This window comes from Natrononativus sp. DTA114 (genome assembly GCF_059736515.1).
Map to the genome: position 1 here is coordinate 1,052,769 of NZ_JCASSN010000003.1, position 17,540 is coordinate 1,070,308.

The 17,540-nt window shown below is 64.6% G+C and carries 18 protein-coding genes and 1 tRNA gene; 10 read left to right on the top strand and 9 right to left on the bottom strand.

What is annotated here, in order from left to right; genetic code table 11:
• The 3 genes from AC6I6S_RS15635 to AC6I6S_RS15645 all read left to right on the top strand — a co-directional run bounded on the left by AC6I6S_RS15635 (position 1) and on the right by AC6I6S_RS15645 (position 4,194).
• Positions 1-897, top strand: a complete 897-nt coding sequence (locus AC6I6S_RS15635; RefSeq protein ID WP_497951430.1) for a succinate dehydrogenase/fumarate reductase iron-sulfur subunit — start codon at positions 1-3, stop codon at positions 895-897.
• Positions 898-899: 2 nt separating this feature from the next.
• Positions 900-2,741 (top strand): FAD-binding protein, encoded by a 1,842-nt coding sequence (locus tag AC6I6S_RS15640; protein ID WP_497951431.1) that lies wholly within the window; start codon positions 900-902, stop codon positions 2,739-2,741.
• Positions 2,742-2,892: 151 nt separating this feature from the next.
• Positions 2,893-4,194: a 5'-deoxyadenosine deaminase gene (locus tag AC6I6S_RS15645; protein ID WP_497951432.1), complete on the top strand. Its 1,302-nt coding sequence runs from the start codon at positions 2,893-2,895 to the stop codon at positions 4,192-4,194.
• On the opposite strand, the gene AC6I6S_RS15650 is transcribed toward AC6I6S_RS15645, so the two are convergent.
• A complete protein-coding gene (locus AC6I6S_RS15650) occupies positions 4,191-4,385 on the bottom strand; it encodes a XapX domain-containing protein (RefSeq protein WP_497951433.1) in 195 nt (64 codons plus the stop codon). The genes AC6I6S_RS15645 and AC6I6S_RS15650 overlap by 4 nt on opposite strands.
• 226 nt (positions 4,386-4,611) lie before the next feature.
• On the opposite strand from AC6I6S_RS15650, the gene AC6I6S_RS15655 reads away from it, so the two are divergent.
• Positions 4,612-4,836: a helix-turn-helix domain-containing protein gene (locus AC6I6S_RS15655; RefSeq protein WP_497951435.1), complete on the top strand. Its 225-nt coding sequence runs from the start codon at positions 4,612-4,614 to the stop codon at positions 4,834-4,836.
• Here AC6I6S_RS15655 and AC6I6S_RS15660 read toward each other — a convergent pair whose 3' ends face one another.
• The 3 genes from AC6I6S_RS15660 to AC6I6S_RS15670 are packed head-to-tail and all read right to left on the bottom strand — an operon-like array spanning position 4,837 to position 6,516.
• The gene (locus tag AC6I6S_RS15660; RefSeq protein WP_497951437.1) at positions 4,837-5,109 is read right to left on the bottom strand and encodes a hypothetical protein; all 273 of its coding nucleotides are present in this window, start codon (positions 5,107-5,109) and stop codon (positions 4,837-4,839) included.
• 46 nt (positions 5,110-5,155) lie between these two features.
• On the bottom strand, positions 5,156-5,983 hold the full coding sequence (locus AC6I6S_RS15665) for an HD domain-containing protein (protein ID WP_497951439.1): 828 nt from the start codon (positions 5,981-5,983) through the stop codon (positions 5,156-5,158).
• A gap of 53 nt (positions 5,984-6,036) precedes the next feature.
• On the bottom strand, positions 6,037-6,516 hold the full coding sequence (locus tag AC6I6S_RS15670; protein ID WP_497951441.1) for a redoxin domain-containing protein: 480 nt from the start codon (positions 6,514-6,516) through the stop codon (positions 6,037-6,039).
• Positions 6,517-6,654: 138 nt separating this feature from the next.
• Between AC6I6S_RS15670 and AC6I6S_RS15675 the strand changes: the two genes are divergently transcribed.
• From AC6I6S_RS15675 to AC6I6S_RS15685, 3 genes are all read left to right on the top strand, one after another.
• Positions 6,655-7,323: a helix-turn-helix domain-containing protein gene (locus tag AC6I6S_RS15675; RefSeq protein ID WP_497951443.1), complete on the top strand. Its 669-nt coding sequence runs from the start codon at positions 6,655-6,657 to the stop codon at positions 7,321-7,323.
• A 141-nt stretch (positions 7,324-7,464) separates the two neighbouring features.
• Positions 7,465-7,779, top strand: coding sequence for a twin-arginine translocase TatA/TatE family subunit (gene tatA / locus AC6I6S_RS15680; RefSeq protein ID WP_497951445.1), 315 nt, complete (start codon positions 7,465-7,467; stop codon positions 7,777-7,779).
• A 20-nt stretch (positions 7,780-7,799) separates the two neighbouring features.
• Positions 7,800-7,872: transfer RNA gene (locus tag AC6I6S_RS15685), tRNA-Arg, on the top strand.
• A 623-nt stretch (positions 7,873-8,495) separates the two neighbouring features.
• Here the strand turns inward: AC6I6S_RS15685 and AC6I6S_RS15690 are convergent.
• A complete protein-coding gene (locus tag AC6I6S_RS15690) occupies positions 8,496-10,010 on the bottom strand; it encodes an MATE family efflux transporter (protein ID WP_497951447.1) in 1,515 nt (504 codons plus the stop codon).
• Positions 10,011-10,189: 179 nt separating this feature from the next.
• On the opposite strand from AC6I6S_RS15690, the gene AC6I6S_RS15695 reads away from it, so the two are divergent.
• The gene (locus AC6I6S_RS15695) at positions 10,190-11,566 is read left to right on the top strand and encodes an NAD(P)/FAD-dependent oxidoreductase (RefSeq protein ID WP_497951449.1); all 1,377 of its coding nucleotides are present in this window, start codon (positions 10,190-10,192) and stop codon (positions 11,564-11,566) included.
• On the opposite strand, the gene AC6I6S_RS15700 is transcribed toward AC6I6S_RS15695, so the two are convergent.
• Positions 11,563-11,985, bottom strand: coding sequence for a hypothetical protein (locus AC6I6S_RS15700; protein WP_497951451.1), 423 nt, complete (start codon positions 11,983-11,985; stop codon positions 11,563-11,565). The genes AC6I6S_RS15695 and AC6I6S_RS15700 overlap by 4 nt on opposite strands.
• Positions 11,986-12,106: 121 nt before the next feature.
• Here AC6I6S_RS15700 and AC6I6S_RS15705 point away from each other — a divergent pair, with 121 nt between their 5' ends.
• Positions 12,107-13,003 carry a cytochrome c oxidase subunit 3 gene (locus AC6I6S_RS15705; protein WP_497951453.1) on the top strand — a complete coding sequence of 299 codons (897 nt, stop codon included), beginning with the start codon at positions 12,107-12,109 and terminating at the stop codon, positions 13,001-13,003.
• A 16-nt stretch (positions 13,004-13,019) separates the two neighbouring features.
• Here the strand turns inward: AC6I6S_RS15705 and AC6I6S_RS15710 are convergent, their stop codons facing one another.
• Together AC6I6S_RS15710 and AC6I6S_RS15715 are read right to left on the bottom strand one after the other, a co-directional pair.
• Positions 13,020-13,538, bottom strand: a complete 519-nt coding sequence (locus tag AC6I6S_RS15710) for a DUF7979 domain-containing protein (protein WP_497951455.1) — start codon at positions 13,536-13,538, stop codon at positions 13,020-13,022.
• Positions 13,528-15,816: a DUF6789 family protein gene (locus tag AC6I6S_RS15715; protein WP_497951457.1), complete on the bottom strand. Its 2,289-nt coding sequence runs from the start codon at positions 15,814-15,816 to the stop codon at positions 13,528-13,530. Before AC6I6S_RS15715 ends, AC6I6S_RS15710 begins: the two co-directional genes overlap by 11 nt.
• 213 nt (positions 15,817-16,029) lie before the next feature.
• Between AC6I6S_RS15715 and coxB the strand changes: the two genes are divergently transcribed.
• The gene (gene coxB / locus AC6I6S_RS15720) at positions 16,030-16,788 is read left to right on the top strand and encodes a cytochrome c oxidase subunit II (RefSeq protein ID WP_497951459.1); all 759 of its coding nucleotides are present in this window, start codon (positions 16,030-16,032) and stop codon (positions 16,786-16,788) included.
• Positions 16,789-17,111: 323 nt separating this feature from the next.
• Here coxB and AC6I6S_RS15725 read toward each other — a convergent pair whose 3' ends face one another.
• Positions 17,112-17,261 (bottom strand): hypothetical protein, encoded by a 150-nt coding sequence (locus AC6I6S_RS15725; RefSeq protein ID WP_497951461.1) that lies wholly within the window; start codon positions 17,259-17,261, stop codon positions 17,112-17,114.
• Positions 17,262-17,540: the final 279 nt, after the last annotated feature.

The following is a 17,540-nucleotide window of genomic DNA, read 5'->3' on the forward strand; positions in this document are numbered from 1 at the left end:
ATGAGTACACAACAACAGGAACAACAGCCAGAGGAACCCGAATCGCAGGAGGCACCGGCCGACCAGGAGATGAGCGGACTCTCCTCGCCCCAGCAGAAGCGTCTCCAGCGCAAGGAAGAGAGCCTCGCCCAGCGCGAGCAGGCCGCCAGGGACGCCGAGCCCGAGGAGGAGACGGCCCACCTCAAGGTGTTCCGCTACGACCCCGAAGTCGAGGGGAAACAGGAGCCCCGCTTCGACGACTTCCACGTGCCCCTCGAGCGCGGGATGACCGTCCTCGACGCGCTGATCTACGCCCGCGACGAGTTCGACGCCTCGCTGACGTTCCGACACTCCTGTCGGCAAGCGATCTGTGGCTCCGACGCCTTCTTCGTCAACGGGCGCCAGCGCCTGGGCTGTAAGACGCAGCTGTCGGACCTCGACCACCCGGTGCGCGTCGAACCGCTGCCCCACCAGGAGGTCGTCAAGGATCTGGTCGTCGACATGGAGCACTTCTACGACCAGATGCACTCCGTCGAGCCCTACTTCCAGGACGAGGACACCCCGAACGCGGCCGACTTAGAGGAGCAGCGCCAGACCCGCGAGAACCGCGAGAAGGTCAAGATGTCCACGCGGTGTATCTGGTGTGCGGCCTGTATGTCCTCGTGTAACATCGCGGCGGGCGACAACGAGTACCTCGGCCCCGCGGCGATCAACAAGGCCTACCGCTTTGCGATGGACGACCGCGAGGGCGAGGAGATCAAGGAGCACCGACTCCGCATTCTCGAGCAGGAACACGGCGTCTGGCGGTGCCAGACTCAGTTCTCCTGTACCGAGGTGTGTCCGAAGGACATCCCGCTGACCGAGCACATTCAGGAGCTCAAGCGGGAGGCAGTGAAGAAAAACCTGAAGTTCTGGTAATCATGTACGAACACGACGTCATCGTGGTCGGCGCCGGCGGCGCCGGCCTCCGGGCCGCGATCGGCGCCCACGAAGCGGGCGCGGACGTGGCGATGGTAACGAAACTCCACCCGGTTCGCAGCCACACCGGCGCTGCGGAGGGGGGAATTAACGCGGCTCTCAGAGAGGGCGACGACTGGGAACTCCACGCCTACGACACGATGAAGGGGTCGGACTACCTGGGCGACGCCCCCGCGATCGAGACCCTCGCCAAGGACGCCCCCGAGGATACGATTAGCCTCGAGCACTGGGGAATGCCGTTCTCCCGCGAGGAGGACGGCCGGGTCTCCCAGCGCCCGTTCGGCGGCCTCTCGTTCCCGCGAACGACCTACGCGGGGGCCGAAACCGGCCACCACCTGCTGCACGTCCTCTACGAGCAGGTCGTCAAGCGCGGCATCCAGGTGTACGACGAGTGGTACGTGATGAACCTCGCCGTCACCGACGAGGCGGACCCGACCGACCGGACCTGCCACGGCGTCGTCGCCTACGACGTCCAGAGCGGCGTCGTCGAGGGGTTCAAGGCCAACCAGGGCGTGATCCTCGCGACCGGCGGCCCCGGCCAGGCGTTCGACCACACCACCAACGCCGTCTCCTGTACCGGCGACGGGAACGCGATGGCCTACCGCGCGGGCGTGCCGATGGAAGACATGGAGTTCGTCCAGTTCCACCCCACCACGCTCCCGAGCACGGGCGTGCTGATCTCCGAGGGCGTCCGCGGTGAGGGCGGCATCCTCTACAACGAACTCGGCGAGCGGTTCATGTTCGAACACGGCTACGCGAACAACGACGGCGAACTCGCCTCCCGGGACGTGGTTTCGCGGGCCGAATTGACAGAAGTCAACCAGGGTCGCGGCGTCGAAGACGAGTACGTCCACCTCGACATGCGCCACCTGGGCGCCGAGCGGATCATCGATCGCCTCGAGAACATTCTCCACCTCGCGGAGGACTTCGAGGGCGTCGACGGGCTGGTCGAGCCGATGCCGGTCAAGCCCGGCCAGCACTACGAGATGGGCGGCATCGAAACCGACGAGAACGGCGAGACCTGTATCTCGGGGCTGTACGCCGCCGGCGAGTGTGCCTGCGTCTCCGTCCACGGCGCGAACCGCCTGGGCGGCAACGCCCTGCCGGAACTGGTCGTCTTCGGTAAGCGCGCGGGCCGCCACGCCGCCGGTGCGGACCTGGGCGAGGCCGAGATCGAAACGGGATACACGGACGACGTCGAGGAAGAGACCGACCTCGACCTTCCGATCACGCCCGGCGAGGCGGGGATCGAGCCCGTCGACGACGTCGCTGCAGACGGCTCCGGGCAGGTCGCCGACGTCGACGGCGTCTTAGAGCGGGCCGTCGAGGCCGAGCGCGACCGCGTCGAGTACCTGATGGGGAAAGACGACGGCGTCCAGCACGCCGAGATCCGCGCGAAACTCCAGAAGGCGATGACCGCCGACGTCAACGTCTTCCGCAACGAGGAGGGGCTCAAACGCGCGCTGCGGACGATTCGGGAGTGTCGCGAGGAGTACCGCGACGTCTACGTCGCCGACCCCTCGAGGACGTTCAACACGGACCTGCAGATGACCTACGAGACGCGGAACCTGATCGACGTCGCCGAGACGATCACCCTCGGCGCCCTCGTGCGCAACGAGTTCCGGGGCGCCCACTGGCGCCAGGAGAACCAGGAACGCGACGACGAGAACTGGCTCAAACACACGATGATCTCCTGGAACGGCGGCAAGCCGTCGATCTGGTACCGCCCCGTCATCCTCGAGGGCGAGGAGAAGACCTACGAGCCGAAGATCCGCAGCTACTGATACTGTGGACAGAAGTCAGTGAGAAGCCGGTCGCGAATACGCGGCTGTCGGAGACAGCCACACCCGATCGACCGGTCTTCGAATAGTTCTGTCCGACAGTATGACCCGGACCAGCAGAGCTAAGGGGAGCGCTCGGCTATCGTTTTTCGGTATGTTGTTGTCGGGAACGGTCGTCGCCGACGCCGAGACCGTCGTGCACGACGGTGCGGTCGTCGTCGAGGGCGATACGATCGTCGCGGTGGGGGAGCGAGGGGACTGTCTCGAGCGGTATCCGGACCACGAGCGCCACGCCTGCGATGTGTTGATGCCCGGAACGGTGGGGGCGCACGTCCACTCCGTCCAGAGTCTCGGACGGGGGATCGCCGACGACACCGAACTGCTCGACTGGCTGTTCGAGTACGTCCTCCCGATGGAGGCCTCGCTCTCCGCCGAGGAGATGCGCGTCGCCGCCGAGTTGGGCTACCTCGAGATGATCGAGAGCGGAACGACGACCTGTATCGATCACCTCTCGGTGGCCCACGCGGCGGAGGCGTTCGAGGCCGCCACCGAACTCGGCATCCGAGGGCGACTCGGAAAGGTGATGATGGACAAGGAGGCTCCCGAGGGGTTGCTCGAGGAGACCGACGAGGCCCTGGCCGAGAGCGAGCGGCTGATCGAGCGGTATCACGACACCGCAGGGGGGCGCATCCGATACGCCGTCACCCCGCGGTTTGCAGTGAGTTGCACCGAAGCGTGTCTCCGGGGGAGCCGAGGACTGGCGGACGCCCACGAGGGCGTGATGATCCACACCCACGCGAGCGAGAACCGCGGCGAGATCGCGACCGTCGAGGAGGAGACTGGAATGCGAAACATCCACTGGCTCGACGAGGTGGGCCTCACGGGCGAGGACGTCGTGCTGGCCCACTGCGTCTGGACCGACGAAACCGAGCGGGAGGTGCTCGCCGAAACTGGAACCCACGTCACCTACTGCCCCTCGTCGAACATGAAACTCGCCAGCGGCGTCGCGCCGGTGCTCGACTACCTCGACCGGGGAATCAACGTCGCGCTGGGCAACGACGGCCCGCCGTGTAACAACACGCTCGATCCGTTCACCGAGATGCGCCAGGCCTCGCTGTTGCAGAAGGTTGATCGCTTAGAGCCACAGGCCCTGCCAGCGAGGACGGTGTTCGAGATGGCGACCCGAAACGGCGCGAACGCCGCCGGGTTCGAGCGGGTCGGGGCGCTCCGGGAGGGGTGGAAAGCCGATATCGTCGGACTGCAAACGGATATCACCCGCGGGACGCCGATTCACGACGTGCTCTCGCACCTCACCTTCGTCGCCCACGGCGACGACGTGACGTTCACGATGGTCGACGGCGAGGTGCTCGTGCGCGACAGCGAGGTCGAAGTCGTGGACGCGGCGGCGATCAGAGAACGAGCCAGGGAGGTCGCGAGCGGTTTCGAGGCCAGCTAGAAGCCGAGCGACTCGAGGACGTTGAGACTGACGTCCATCCCCTCGACGAGTTTGTACCCCAGGTAGATGCCGACGATTCCCATCAGCCCCGGTAGCTCCGGCGGTGCGGGGATCGGCACGTCGACCAGCGCGAAGAACGCACCGGTGAGAAAGCCGGTCAACAGTCCCAGTGCGATGAACTTCGGATCCATAGCGGTGAGGGGGACGGAAGCGATAAAAGCGCTCTGACTCTCCCTGACCTCCGAACGGTGCTCGCGCCTTTCGAGCATCGCGCTCGCTTCGCGAACCCTCGGCCAGTCGGCTCCCGTCTCGTAACCGAGGTGTGATCGGCCACGAGAGCGGAGCGAGGACCGCTCGACTGATTTCGACATCTGTCGACAGCTAGTTTTAATATCGTCGAACTACTCGAGGACGAGTATGAAATTGGAAGCGCGGACACGACCGGACGTGTCGATACCCGAGGACCTCGAGTCCTCGCAGGCGAAGCTCGTCTACCTCTACCTGGCCGTTCGCGAGCGGGCCACGGCGGACGAACTCTGTGCGACGCTCGACGTAGACAAGGGATCCGTGCTCTCGATCACCGGCACGCTGCGCGAGCGCGGTCACGTCGAACGCGTCGACGGCACCTACGGGCTGGTCTGATTACGCCAGGCGCTCGAGGAGGACGTCCGCGACGAGCGAACCGATCATCAGCGGGACCAGTACGTAGCCGAACGCGTGAAGGAGCACGAGCGTCGACCACTGTGCGAGCGGCTCCGTCGGCGGCCACAGCAGCGGGAGCGCGTCGACCAGAAAGGAGCGGGTGACGACGACGAGCACGAGAAGGGTGACGGCCGCACAGCCCAGACGGATTTTGAGCCGCCGGCGGTCGAGCCCCGACCCGGGCTCGGGATCGTTCCACTCTTCGTCGGTCATGCCTCGAGAGAGGGAGCGGCGGCGCTTGAACGGTTCGACTGCGACACTACAGCTCGATGCGTTCGACCAGCTGCTCGTGGTTCTCGTTCGTGTTGACGGCGACGATCCGAATCTCGTCTTCGAGTCCCGAACCGCGGAGCTTGGATTTGAGGAGGTTGTCGACCTGGTAGACGCCCGCGGCGTTGGTCATCGCGATCTCGACCATCACCGGTCGGGTTTCGCCCTCGTGGAGCGAGACGCGGCGGATGGCCTGGCTCGAGAGCGTGTTGATGCCGCGGCCACCCTGCTCGTAGGGGATTCGCGAGCGGCCGCGCTCCATGTCGAGGGCGTCCGCGACGCGGATGACCCCTGCTTCGGTCGTCAACGGCGTCTCGGCGGTGTGGTGACAGAGGATCGCGTGAAGAACCTCACCCTTCATCCGCACGCTGTCCGCAACGTCGTAGAACTCCGGCAGCACTCGGTCGAGAATGTCCGCAGCAAGCGGGATCGAGTAGTAGGCGTGCTGGTCGCGGTGGACGATGTGGCCGACGTCGTGGAGCATCGCCGCGAGCGCGATGATCACCGACTCGTCCGCCTCTTCGAGGTCCTGCTGGCGTGCGCCGTTGAAGTCGACGTCGCCGGCTTTCAGCAGGTCGTACAGACACAGCGCCCGGTTGCGAACGATCGAGATGTGTTTCGCGCCGTGGTCGTTGTAGTGTTTGCGGTCGACGGCGTTGACGTTCTGGGCCTCGAGGTAGGCCTGAATCTCCTCGTCGGCGTCGACGAACGCGAGTACCTCGTTGAGTTTGGCGTCGGGGAAGTTATGATCGTCCGCGGGAGAGTAGACGCGGCGGGGGTCGTCGGTAGGATCCGAATTCGTCTCTGCATCGCTCATACCCCACCGTCGCGTGCCGGACAAAAAAACGCTCCGCCGGAGAGTGACAGATCCTATCTCGTCTCGGCGACGGCAGCCTCGACCTCGTCGTAGTCGGGTTCGACGCCCGCGTCGTCGCTAACCCAGGCGTAGCTAATCTCGCCGTTCGAATCGACGACGAACACCGCGCGCTTGGCGAGCCCGTAGACCCCCAGGTTCTCGAAGTCCGTCCGGACGTCGTAGGCGTCGATAATCTCCTTCTCGAAGTCGCTGATCAGGTCGAACGAGAGGTCGTTCCGCGCGCGGAACTCGTTGAGTGCAAACGGAGAGTCGACGCTGACGCCGTAGACGGTCGCCTCGAGGCCCTCAAACGCCTCGAGGCGGTCGTCGAACGTACACATTTCGGTCGTGCAGACGCTCGTGAACGCACCAGGGAAGAACGCGAGAACGATCGGGGCCTCGTCCTCGAGTCGCTCGGAGAGTGTGATCGACTCGACGTCGCCGGTTGCAAGCGGTGCGGTGAAGTCGGGTGCGGAGTCGCCGGTTGCTGGCATCGGTGGCCCTTTTCCCCTCTCGAAAAAGATAGTTTCGTTCCCGGACCAGTCACCGCGTGGATCGATCCGGTATCACCAGCCGGCACGGCGGGACGACCGTGGCGACAGACTATTAGACCACGACGATGTTGCGGCGGTATGGGAGGGACAGTCGCCGAAATCGGGCTCGAGGCCGACGAGTTCGCACTGGCGGAGACGATGGTACAACTCGAGAACGTACAGTTCGAGATCGAACGGATTGTAGCCAGCGATTCGAGCCACGTGATGCCGTATGTCTGGGTCGAAAGCGACGACTTCGACGAGTTGGGTCTCGACGACCTCCTCGAAACCGACGAGAGCGTCGAGACCGCCGAACTGCTGGCCGATCTCGAGGACGAACGACTCTACCAGATGGACTGGATCAGCCGGATCGAAACGCTCATCCAGATTCTGGTCGAGGAGGACGGAACGGTCCTGTCGGCACAGGGAAACAGCGACGGCTGGACGCTTCGAATTCTCGTTCCCGAACGCGAAGCGCTCTCGCGAACGTACGAGTACTGCCAGTCCAACGAACTCTCGATGGATATCTACACCATCTATAACCTCGACGAGGGTCGGAAGGGCCGGTTCGGACTGACCGACGACCAGCAGGATACGCTCGAGACGGCGTTCGAACGCGGCTACTACGAGATTCCGCGAGATGCGCTGATGGACGAGCTCGCGGCGGAGTTCGATATCTCTCACCAGGCGCTCTCTGAACGTCTTCGTCGGGCACACGGAACGCTCGTCGAGAACGCGATCATCATCGGTCGTCCGGAAGAGCGCTGAACGGCCAGGGACTGTCGACACAGGAGTGTGATTTTTCGGTCGGGATCGGGCGAGAGCCGCGTCGCCACGGCTGTCGTCGGCCCGGTCTAGCTAAGCGGTCCAAAAAGGTTATAATTGCCAGCGGGTAAGCCACGCATAGAGATGGTAGCCGAAATCGCACCGCTGTTCATCCCCGGCGCACCCGGGGGTCCGGAACTGCTCATTATCCTCTTCATCGCAATCTTGCTGTTCGGGGCGAACAAGATCCCGAAACTGGCACGATCGACCGGAGAGGCCATGGGCGAGTTCCAGAAGGGTCGTGAAAAGGTCGAGACCGAACTCGAAGAGATGCGCGAGACGGGCGACTACGATGGTGACGAGGACGTTGCGACCGACGATGTCGCAACCGAGGACGACGACTTCGTCGAGACGGACTCGCTCGCGACGGAAGACGAAACGGAAACCGAAACGAACTGAGGCCGCTGGTTTTGCTGCCGGGGCGTGTGGCCTAGCGGAGAGGGCAGGAGGTTCCTAACCTTCTGATCGCGGGTTCGAATCCCGTCACGCCCGTCATCTGCTGCGAGCGAACGCGAGCAGCGATGACGGCACTGCGGGATTCGAAGTACGGAACGAGCGAGCACAGCGAGCGAAGTTCAGGTGGTTCGAATCCCGTCACGCCCGCTCGCCACTACGTGGCTCGCGAGCGTGACATAGCTCGCAAACCCTTCGGGTTTGCTCACTCCCGTCACGCCCGTCCGCCAACGAACGACGTGAGTTGTGCGGACGGCACTACGGAATTCGAAGTAGAGAAGGCGCGCGCAACGCAGTGAGCACGTCTTCGCGTGGTTCGAATTCCATCACGCCCGCTCGCTCGTTCTACTCGCTCGCGAGCGTGATGTAGCTCGCAAACGCGATGCGTTTGCTCACTCCCGTCAACGCCCTTCTAGATTACTCCACTCGAGCGCCCTGCGGTACGTCACGGCCCGTCGCGACCGCCCAGCGGGAGACGGCCTGGTGGAACGTTATTTTGCCACTGCGAATCGAGTCAGAGCCGCCCGCGAACGCGGTCGGAATGTGAGGATCGTACCAACGGACGACGACAGGTTGCCACTACTCGAGCGATCGAAAGCGGTGTTTTCGACCGGATAAGAGCGTATTACCGGTCGTTGCAGCGACACGGTTCGAGAGCCGACTCAGTCGGCCGCCACGCCCTCCGGGCGGTACGAGCGGCTGATCACTCGCCACTTACCCGTCGAGAACCGGTAGCAGGTGACCGCCGCGGGAACCAGCGTCTCGAGGACCAGCGCCGCGTACAACGCCGCGAGGCCGAGCGCCGGAATCGTTCCGATACCGGGGATCGTCAGCGCGGTGCCCGCCAGGTACGCCGCTGGCAGTGCGCCGCCGTAGAGACCGAGGACGCGGCCGTAGAACGGCCAGCGGGTGTCGCCGCTCGCGGTGAGCGGTCCTGACGCGGCCCCGTTGAGGCCGTTGAAGATCACGCTGAGCGCGGCGACCTGCACGAAGACGGTCGTCAGGGAGAGCGAGTCACCCTCGGCGACGAACACCGCTGCAACGGGTTCGGCGAAAACGAAGACGGTCGCCGCGATGACCACGTAGATCGCGATCGTGATCCGCAGGATGTCCTGGCCGTAGGCGTCGGCCTCGAGTTCCCTCGCCTGGCCGAGTTCCTGTCCGACCAGACTCGAGGAAGCGAGCCCGAGTCCCCAGCTGGGGGTGTCCATCAGGCCGCGGACGCGCTGGGCGATAATGAACGCGGCGACGACCTCGGAGCCGAAGACGGCGATCACCGCGAGAATCGGGAACTGCGCGGTCGACCAGGTGAGGTTGGTGAGCGTGATCGGCGTCGAAATCTCGACCAGGTCCCGGATCAGCCCGCGGTCGACGTACGGCCCCGACAGCGAGACGGTGACGGGGAACCGGCCGACGAACGGGACGTGGCCGCCGAAGAAGCCGTAGACGAACAGTCCGGTGACGAGGACGTTCGCGAGAACGGAGCCGAGTGCCGCACCGGCGACGCCGAGTCCGAGGCCGAAGATGAAGACGACGTTCAACGCGATGTTCGCGATCGCGCCGCTCCCGCGCACGACCATCGCCGCGTAGGAGTCGTCCGCGCCGACGAGCGTTCGGCTCCCGATGAGATTGAGGCCCATGAAGATGGTCCCGACGCTCATCACCTGAAGGTAGGTCGTCCCGGCAGCGTGCATCTCGGCGTCGGTCGCGATGAGGCCGATCAGTTCGCCCGGGAAGACGAGAAAGACGACCATGAGCGGGAGGGTGACCAGCGCCGTCAGCCACACGCTCTGTTTGACGACCAGGTCGAGTTCGTCGTAGCGGCCGGCACCGTAGCGCTGGGAGACCAGCGCGATGGTGCCGCCGGCGATCCCACCGCCAAGAGTGCCGGCGAGAAAGGCGAACGGCGTCGCGAGACCGATACCCGCGACGGCTCCCGAACCGGCGACAGCGCCGACCATCGCGAGGTCGGCAACGGATTTAGACATCCGGGCGATGCCGGTGACGATCCGCGGCCAGGCGAGTTCGGTCGTTCGGTCGACGCGGTGCCGGTCGACGTAGCCGAACCTGGCGAGAGCGACGCCGACGTACCAGAGGGCGGCTTCGACCGGGTTTCGCAGGGTTCTCGAGAGGACTGACAGGAGGGCGGACAACAGGATGTGGAGGGACTGACGCATCGGATTCTAACTGACTCTCTCATAGCCTGGCGTCGCCCTCGTTTAGGTATTTCGATCCGAAACATCATTTCGATTCGATACCGTTTCGCACGGTGTCGTGGCCCACGCCGCGGACTCACACCGGTCCGCCGACAGGAGTTTCAGGCAGTTTAATATGGGGCGCTGAGTCCCCACGGAGTATGGAACGCGTTGACGTCGCAATCGTCGGTGGCGGGCCGGCGGGCGCCGCAGCAGCAGAACGGGCCGCCGCCCACGGCGCCGAGACCGTGCTGTTCGAACAGGGCGTCCCACGGGAGGACCGCGAGGGACTGGGGCCGGACTCGACCGACGCCGCCGGCATGCTCGACTACTGGATCGACATCATGGACTTCGACCCCGAGGAGATCCCCGAGGACGTGATCCTTCAGGAACTCGAGGCCGTCGATTTCATCGGTCCGAGCACCCGATTCGAGATGCGGACGACCGGTATCGAGGCCACCTACCCGAAACTGGGGTACACCTTCCACCGGGCGCGGATGGACGACTGGCTCTACGAGCGCGCGACCGACGCCGGGGCGGACCTTCGCGTCGGTACGAGTGTGAAGGACCTCGAGACCGATCTCTCGGGGGCGTCGCCCAGCCACACGCTGACCCTGGCCAGCGGCGACGAGATCGAGGCGACGTACGTCGTCCTCGCCGACGGTCCTCAGCGTCGGATCACCCTCGACGCACTCGATCAGTTCCTCCCTACTGGTCGCAGCGTCTCGGAGTACATGTCGCCGCCGCGTGCGAACCACATCGCCTACCAGGAGTACCGCGAGTTCCCCGAGGAACTGTTCGAAAAGGATCGGCTGAAGTTCTGGTGGGGGTACATCCCCGGCGAGACCGCCTACCCGTGGATATTCCCGAACGACGGCACCGTCGGCCGCGTCGGCCTGACGATGCCGATCGGGATGGACCTCGAGGACGTCGACTACCCCGAGTCCTACACGCTGCTCGACCCGAGCGACGAGAGGATCCCTTCCGGCTCGGAGTACATCCGGCGACTGCTCGAGCACCTCTACGGTGACGAGTACGACATCGAAGAGGAGATCCCGATCGTCGAGGATCGCGGGAAGTCGAAGGGAACTGAAACCTACCCGATCTCCTCGACCCGACCGATCGAGTCGCCCGTCGACGCGAACATCGCCGTCGCTGGCGGGGCGATGGGGACCACCTCGGCGTTTCACGAGGGCGGCTACCACGTCGCCGTCCGCACCGGCAAGATCGCCGGCCGGCTGGCCGCAACGGACTCCCTCGAGAACTACAACGACGTCTGGAAGCGGGCGATCGGCGACGAGATCCTCCGAAACGTCTCCTTCGCCGACGTCGTCGGCGACTACGAACCCGACGACTGGGACTGGGCGTTCGACGTCGTCAGCGGAATGAAGGACTCGACCGACGGCGGCGCGCTGATCTCGAAGAAGTACTCCGCAGGCATCGGCGCGACGAAGATCGTCGGCGCGTACAAGAAGCGCAAGTTCAAGTACCGAAACGGGAAGTACGTCCAGCTTCGGGAAGACGAGTACACGTACTAACGTTCCCGATGACGGGGCGTTCGCTGCTCGGGTAGGAACACGTCGGTGATGCCGAACTGTTCGTCGCCGTCTGCATCGAAGTGCGTTATCTCGTAGAACTCCGGTATTCTCGCGTCGAATGTGGCCTCGATACGATACGCGTATCCAGGACTCTGTCCCAGGATCAATTGATCCGCGTTCGAGCGATCAGTGATGGCTACCTCGACGCAAAGCGTCTCGCCGGAGCCGCTGGCGTCGAGTTCGACCCGTCTGGGGACGAATCGATTCCTCGAGTCGCCGTTGCAGACGTAGCCCAGCACGACAGTCCGACCGTCGTCGGGGTAGAAATCGACAGTCGCCCAGTCCTCGCTCGGCGGGGGAACGGTTATCCTGGGTGGCCGACTGAACGCGACCCTGACGAGACTGATGTCAGAAACCATACACACAGTGTGTCGAAGTCGAGCATAAATATCCGGGTCAGTACGGCTGGAGCGACCGGCCGTACGCTACCGAAGCGACACTGCATGGTCCCTTTTTCCTGCTCGAGGTGGTGCCTGTGCTATGGGATCGGCCACCCCGCCGGCCGACAGCGGGAACTCGACCACCGGGGATACCAGGGAGTCCCTCGAGGACGGCCCCGAGCGCCCACCGCACGGTGGCGAAACCGAGGGGCACGACGAACACGAACACCGGAGCCGGTGGCCACTCGTCGCGGCCCTCGGCGCTGCCGGGCTGTACGCCGGCCTTGCGATCTACCTGTTGGCGGATACCGCGGGCGTTGCACCGCCGCTGGCCGGAATCGGCCTCGTCGCGGTCGGTGGGATCGTCCTATTCGCGGGGATCGCGGGCTGGCTCGAAGAGGCCTTTTTCGCACCCGCACGCGAGGCTCTCGTTCGGAAGTCCCGCGAGTCGTACGTCACCACGACGGTCCTGTTTCTGGCGACCGACGTCTCGACGTTCGCCGCGCTGTTCGTCTACTACTTCTTCATCCGCGTGGGAACGTGGCCGCCGCCGGAACTGCCGCCGCTGGTCACCTCGCTCGTGCTCGCCAACACCGTCATCTTGCTCGCGAGCAGCGTGACGATCCACTACGCCCATCACGCGCTGGAGCGAGGTGAGCGGCGGCGGTTTCTCGGTCTAATGGGGCTCACGCTCACCCTCGGGATCGTCTTCCTCGGTGGGCAGGCCCTCGAGTACTACGAGTTCGTCGTCCTCGAGGGGCTCACGCTCTCGACGGGGATCTTCGGCAGCGCCTTCTTCGGGCTCACCGGGCTCCACGGCTTCCACGTTGCGCTCGGGGTGGCGGCCATCGCCATCGTCCTCTGGCGGGGGGTTCGCGGCCACTACGACCCCGAGCGGGACACCTCGGTCGCGACCGTCTCGCTGTACTGGCACTTCGTCGACGGGGTCTGGCTCTTTCTGGTGGTCGTCCTCTACGGGGGCGGGGCGTTCTACTGACCGCGGTGTGAGTTCCCTACGGCCGTCGCATCCGCTCTTCGAACCCCGCCATCCGCCGGTAGATCGGCGGCGTCAGCACCCCCGCAATTCCGACGAGAACGCCTGCGACACCGATCGGGAACAACAGTGGCTCGGCCTCGAGACAGGAGTTCAGCGACGTGATCGTCACGTAGTAGGGCTCGCCGTCGACCTCGATCACGACGCCCGCGAGGAGGGCGTCCTCGTTCTCGAGCGGCCCCTCGATCGTCCCCTCCTCGAGGGGACTCTCGATCGCCGCCTCGACGGCGGCCTGTTCGGCCGGTGAGAGCGCATCGAACTCGAGGGTTCCGGTCGTCACTGGGGGCGCTTCCTCTTCGAGCGAGGCGACTCGAAGATCCGGTTCGCCGCAGAGACCGAGCGCGTCCTGCATGACGACGTAGCCACCGAGAACCGCAGCCGGGATGCCGACGGCGATCAGCAACACGCCGAAAAAGGGAACCACGTAGGTTACCAGTCGGGACTCCTCCGCTGCGGTCGGCTCCCCCTCAGTACTCACGGTCGTACTCCTCCGGTGCGGCTGGACGGCGACTGCCGAGGTACTCGAGGGTGCCGGCCAATCCGAGGCCGTACAGCCAGTGGGCGATCAGGACGAAGACGAGGTAGGCGAACAGCTCGAGGCCGGCCTGGTCGGTGTGGAAGCCGATCGCGAACCCGGAGGCGATGACGGTGGCGTACCAGAGCCCGGTCACGAGAGTGAGGTCGCCGGGCAGGTACTCCCCGAGGGCGAGAAACAGCAGCGGCCAGGTCGTCATCCCGCCGACGAGGAAGATCACGTACCCGAGGCCGATGTTCGGCGGGAGGCCGACGAGCACGGCGAGGTCGGTGAACGACTCGAGATCGAAGACGCCGAGGATGACCGCCACGAAGAGCACGCCCGAGAGGAGCATGGTCCCGATAAGGCCGCCGACCGCCCCCGCGAGCGCGTCGCCGACGACCCGTCTGGCGACGGGACGGATTCGACCGACAAGCGACGGCACCTCCGCTTCGGGCGCGGGGACGTACGTCTGGCGGACGACCTCGGGTTCGACCGGTTCGATGCCGCGGTCGCGCTCGAGTTTCTCCTCGAACCACTGCCACTCGCGGGTAAACTGGTCGGTCGACTTCAGCCCCCAGGGATCGGCGTGCTCGACGCGCTCGCCGTGAAAGTACGACCAGAGCATGTTGTACAGCCACAGGAGGACGCTGAGTCCGATAATGTACGAGCCGACGGTCGCAACGACCTGCAGCGTGGTGAACTCCGGCGGGTAGGTCGCGAACCGCCGCGGAAGTTCCAGAAATCCGATCACCATCAGCGTCGCGAACGTGAGCGTCGAGCCGCCGACCAGCATCGTCGACTGGAAGAGAGCGAGACGACGGTCGTACATCCGGCCCGTCAGGATGGGGTACCAGTAGTAGCTCGCGGCGAACATCATCAGGGGGATGATCCCCATCAGGATGAGGTGGAAGTGACCGACGACGTAGTAGGTGTCGTGGTAGACGATATCGATCGGGATTACCGCGAGGAAGACGCCCGTAATCCCGCCGTAGATGAACAGACCGATGCCGCCGACACAGAGGATCGTCGGCGCGGCGAATGTCACGTTTCCGTTCCAGATCGTCGTAATCCAGTTGAAGATCTTGATCGCGCTCGGGACCGCGATGGCGACCGACGTCGCCATGAAACTCGCCCGGATGCGGGGGTCGATACCGGTCGTGAACATGTGGTGTGCCCAGACGCCGAACGAGAGTACCCCGATCGCGAGCGTCGAGTAGACGATGAACTTGAAGCCGAACAGCTTTCGCCCGACGAACTTCGGGAGGATGAGGCTCATCAACCCGGTCGCCGGCAGGAAGATGATGTACACCTCCGGGTGGCCCCAGAACCAGAACAGGTGCTGCCAGAGGATCGGCCCGCCGCCTTCGGTCGCGAAGAAGGTCGTCCCGAAGTTCCTGTCGAACAGGAGCATCAACAGCGCGCTTCCCAGCAGCGGGAACGCGAAGATGATGATCCCGCTCGTGACCAGCATGTTCCAGGAGAAGATGTCGAGGTTCCCCCAGCCGATCGACTCGTCGCGCTCGTAGACGATGGTCGTAACGAAGTTGATCGCGGCGATCGTCGTGGCGATGCCGCTCAGGTGCAGCCCCAGCAGGAGGAAGTTGATCTGCGGATCGGGGGTCGTCGTCGACAGCGGCGCGTACATCGTCCAGCCGATGGCGGGTTCGCGTAGCACGAAGAGGAACTCGAGCCACGCCTCCGGAACCACCAGCGCGAGCGTATTGCCGGTCACCTCGGCGATGATCCCCATCCGCGAGAGCAACAGCGCGGGCGGGAGCATCCAGAAGCCGACGGCGTTCAACCGCGGGAACGCCATGTCGTCGGCGCCGATCAGCAGCGGCAAAAAGTAGTTCCCGATGCCGAAGAAGACGGGCGAGACGAAGAAGATCAGCATCGTCAGCCCGTGCATCGTGAACAGTTCGTTGTACGTCTGTTCGGTCCAGATGTCAGCCGCAGGCGTCAGGAGGTGAGTGCGCATCATCATCGCGTCGACGCCGCCCCACAGCGCCGCGACGGTGCCGAGCGCGATGTAGAGCAGACCGATGTCGCGGTGATTCGTCGTCGTCGTCCACCGAACGACGGCCGCTCGAGTCGCCGCTAGCGTCACCTCTCGATCACTGATCGCCGCGTATCCGCCGTCGGCGGCCGTCGCCCGCCCTCGGCGAGCAGCGAGGATCACCCCCAGACACCCCGCGAGAACCAGCGCGAACAGAGCGAACTGGACGAGCGCCCGACTCATCGCTGCCTCCGCTGGCGCCGACCGACGCAGTCCCCGGAATGCATAGCACTGCACTCACCTGCGCTCACAATAAAGGTGGATTGACAGCTTCGAGACTGTCGTTGCGGTTGACTGCTCACTTTTCGGATCAGTACGGGGCGGAGCTGTTCTGCGAGCAGACACTCTCGACGAGCGGGAACGCCGTATTTGTCACTCGCGAGTGAAGACCGGTCGATGCGTCGTCGCCTCACCGGTTCGTTCGTTGCCCTCCTCGGAGCGGTCGCGCTCACCGGTTCGGTCGCGGCCCAGTCGACCAATCGGGACCTGATCGAGGGCCTCGAGTATCAGCTACTCTACGTCGCGCTCCCGCTCTCGCTGTTCGTTCTCATGATTCTCGTCTACGCGACGATCAAATTCCACGGCAACGACGATCCACAGCCGACGACCGAGGATCCGGCGCTCGAGGTTACCTGGACCGCCGCGACGGCGATCATCCTGCTGTTCGTCGGTATCTCCGGCTACACCGTGCTCGTTAGTCCGTACATCTCGCCCGATCAGCCGACCGAACCCGGTGGTGGCGAGACGATCGAGGATCTCGAGGACCTCCCCGACACCGACGCCGAAGAGCTCCACGTCCGCGGCTTCCAGTGGGGGTGGGAGATCACCTATCCGGATGCGGAGGTGACGACGCGCGACGAGATCGTCATCCCGGCCGACGAGGACGTGACAATGTGGCTCACCGCCGACGACGTGATCCACTCGCTGTTCATCCCCGACCTCGGGGTGAAGCAGGACGCCTTCCCCGGCGAGTACACCCGGCTCCACACCAACGCCTACGAGCCCGGCGAGTACGACGGCCACTGCGTCGAGTTCTGTGGAGCGGGTCACTCCCGGATGGGCGTAACTGTGATCGTTCTCGAGCCCGAGGAGTACGACGCGTGGCTCGAGGAGAACGCCGGATCGGAGAACGCTTCCGCTCCGTCGACCGACTGAGCCGGCGGCGAACGGGAAAGCGTTTTTCGGCTGGGGTGCTTCCGTTCGACTGCGTGCCTTTAGTCCCCGTCCGAGCATACCCACTTGGGTGCGATGACAGTCCGGCGAACCCGGGCACGCGACACAGTTGGTGGCTCCTGTCGAGCCACTCGCCCGGCACGAGGGTTATCCAACCGACGCGGCACGCCGCCACGGGATGAGGTTGGTCGTTAGTGTTCCGGGCGACACGTTACTATCATCGAAGAGACGTCTCTCTCCGTTCGACGAACGGTTTCGTGACCCGACCAACACAACCGGGAGAATCGGCCCGCTCGAGCGCTGTTCTACGTGGAGTCCGCCCGCTGGCGAATCCACGCCGCGAGACCCACGATGACTGAGTCGGCGACGTTTCCATCGAAGTAGAGACAGAACGGCGTCGTGGGTGAGAATCCCTCCTGGAAGAAGTGGCCGAGTAGAGGGAGGTTCGCAGCCACCCACGCGTCGAAGGGTGAAACAATGTACTCTTACTTCACAAGCGGACGGTAATTAATGATTACCGTTCGCCCACAACGGTGATTGAGCGAAACTGTCGCCGGATCAGTGTTGCCACTTGGTGGTGTATTGAACCGGGAATCCAAAAACTGATTCCCGAAAGTACGCCCCGATGGAGCGCGGTTGCTCTTCGGGTGTGGTGTAATGGCCCCTGGGTGGCGGTCGCGGTGTGGTGTGGCTGTGGTGCGTCCGCTGTGGGGCGTGAAAGTGTAGTATGAGTG

Coding starts and splice junctions, on each gene's coding strand:
- AC6I6S_RS15675 (WP_497951443.1), top strand. CDS start 6,655: ATGGGAGGGACAGTCGCCGAAATCGGGCTCGAGGCCGACGAGTTCGCA.
- AC6I6S_RS15695 (WP_497951449.1), top strand. CDS start 10,190: ATGGAACGCGTTGACGTCGCAATCGTCGGTGGCGGGCCGGCGGGCGCC.
- AC6I6S_RS15665 (WP_497951439.1), bottom strand. CDS start 5,983: ATGAGCGATGCAGAGACGAATTCGGATCCTACCGACGACCCCCGCCGC.
- AC6I6S_RS15655 (WP_497951435.1), top strand. CDS start 4,612: ATGAAATTGGAAGCGCGGACACGACCGGACGTGTCGATACCCGAGGAC.
- coxB (WP_497951459.1), top strand. CDS start 16,030: ATGCGTCGTCGCCTCACCGGTTCGTTCGTTGCCCTCCTCGGAGCGGTC.
- AC6I6S_RS15660 (WP_497951437.1), bottom strand. CDS start 5,109: ATGACCGACGAAGAGTGGAACGATCCCGAGCCCGGGTCGGGGCTCGAC.
- AC6I6S_RS15635 (WP_497951430.1), top strand. CDS start 1: ATGAGTACACAACAACAGGAACAACAGCCAGAGGAACCCGAATCGCAG.
- AC6I6S_RS15670 (WP_497951441.1), bottom strand. CDS start 6,516: ATGCCAGCAACCGGCGACTCCGCACCCGACTTCACCGCACCGCTTGCA.
- tatA (WP_497951445.1), top strand. CDS start 7,465: ATGGTAGCCGAAATCGCACCGCTGTTCATCCCCGGCGCACCCGGGGGT.
- AC6I6S_RS15705 (WP_497951453.1), top strand. CDS start 12,107: ATGGGATCGGCCACCCCGCCGGCCGACAGCGGGAACTCGACCACCGGG.
- AC6I6S_RS15715 (WP_497951457.1), bottom strand. CDS start 15,816: ATGAGTCGGGCGCTCGTCCAGTTCGCTCTGTTCGCGCTGGTTCTCGCG.
- AC6I6S_RS15645 (WP_497951432.1), top strand. CDS start 2,893: ATGTTGTTGTCGGGAACGGTCGTCGCCGACGCCGAGACCGTCGTGCAC.
- AC6I6S_RS15690 (WP_497951447.1), bottom strand. CDS start 10,010: ATGCGTCAGTCCCTCCACATCCTGTTGTCCGCCCTCCTGTCAGTCCTC.
- AC6I6S_RS15640 (WP_497951431.1), top strand. CDS start 900: ATGTACGAACACGACGTCATCGTGGTCGGCGCCGGCGGCGCCGGCCTC.
- AC6I6S_RS15650 (WP_497951433.1), bottom strand. CDS start 4,385: ATGGATCCGAAGTTCATCGCACTGGGACTGTTGACCGGCTTTCTCACC.
- AC6I6S_RS15700 (WP_497951451.1), bottom strand. CDS start 11,985: ATGGTTTCTGACATCAGTCTCGTCAGGGTCGCGTTCAGTCGGCCACCC.